This is a genomic window from Phormidesmis priestleyi ULC007, assembly GCF_003003695.1.
Lineage (GTDB): Bacteria > Cyanobacteriota > Cyanobacteriia > Leptolyngbyales > Leptolyngbyaceae > Phormidesmis_A > Phormidesmis_A priestleyi_A.
Genome location: NZ_PVWG01000119.1, coordinates 1 through 1,239, shown reverse-complemented (window position 1 = coordinate 1,239; position 1,239 = coordinate 1). Strand labels below are relative to the sequence as shown.

Sequence of the window (1,239 nt, the reverse complement as noted above, 5' to 3'; positions counted from 1 at the left end):
CAGGGCAAACGCATCTTATTCGGTCAGAATCTTGAGTAAGTAATTCTCATCCCAGCCTGCTCGCAGTCGCTTGTTCTTGATGCCTAACTTCAATGAGGTTTCCTGAGCCAGCAAGTTTAAGGCAATATGCCGGACGACCGCTAAATTCTCAGGTGCAAAATCTTTGCGAACTCGGCAGGTATCTTCGAGAAAGGCAAGGTCTAACACCCAATGCAGTGCGTTCTCCACCAACCAATGGCTACGAACAGCCCGCGACAATCGTGCCGCATCACTCGATAAACTGCTGATATAGTAGCGAGTCTCACGCTCAATCTTGCCTTGAGTGCGACGCTCTGCCTGAATCATGCCAATGCTGGTGAACTTCTCCCATTTGTTAGCATCGACCAAGAACTCCACCTGTTCCATCGTCCAGCACCGGCGAATTTCGACTCGCCCATGTCCTTTCTCTGTGGTTTGGTCAAAAGTATGTTCAATGCCGACGAAATTGCACGCTTGGGCATGGTCAAAAATCTGCTGCACATCGGCAAACAGGTTGCCTTGATTGTCTTTGAGTGCCAGCACGTAGTCTGCCTCGCGTGCAACAATCTGTTTGGCAATTTGTTTTTGACACCCCATCGCATCAATTGTCACGATACAGCCCTCTAGTTCCAGCAGTTTGATCAATTGTGGAATGGCAGTAATTTCATTCGATTTGGCATCCACTTTGCGTTGCCCCAGCACCAAGCGGTTTGCGGTTGCCCAAGCACTAACCATGTGAATGGCAGCTTTGTCGTCAACTGAGTCATAGGATTGACGTAACGTTTTGCCATCAATTGCCACAACCTCTTCATCACTCAAGCGCACTAGCGACCGCACCCACTTGAGAAAACACGCCTGAAATTGCTCTGGATTCAGCCGGGCAAATACCCGCGCAAAGGTATCATGTGAGGGAATTCCATTGGGCAGTTCCAGGATACGTTTGAGCCACTTGACCTTAGCTTGTCCGAAGCTTTCCATGCCCACCCAACTGTCCGCCCCACAAATCACGGCAAGAATTGCAATAGTCAGAATGTCGATCAATTTGTGGCGCTTGCTGCGCTCGATTCGCGGGTCTTCGATCTCGCCAAAGTGCTCGCATAGCTTCCCTTTCGATTTTAGTTTCATTGCTTGAGGGGGGGGTGACGTTGCGTTGATCTTCCCGCATCAACACCCGAAACCCTAGAACTCATTCTCAGTAATTTTTAAGATGCGTTTGCCCTG

1 protein-coding gene is annotated in these 1,239 nt (G+C 49.6%); it reads right to left on the bottom strand.

Features of this window, described 5'->3' with window-relative positions; genetic code table 11:
- Window positions 1-15: 15 nt before the first annotated feature.
- Window positions 16-1,143 (bottom strand): ISAs1 family transposase, encoded by a 1,128-nt coding sequence (locus tag C7B65_RS26930; RefSeq protein ID WP_073075379.1) that lies wholly within the window; start codon window positions 1,141-1,143, stop codon window positions 16-18.
- Window positions 1,144-1,239: the final 96 nt, after the last annotated feature.

Excerpts from the sequence above, each read along its gene's own strand:
- C7B65_RS26930 (WP_073075379.1), bottom strand. The coding sequence starts at position 1,143 with ATGAAACTAAAATCGAAAGGGAAGCTATGCGAGCACTTTGGCGAGATC.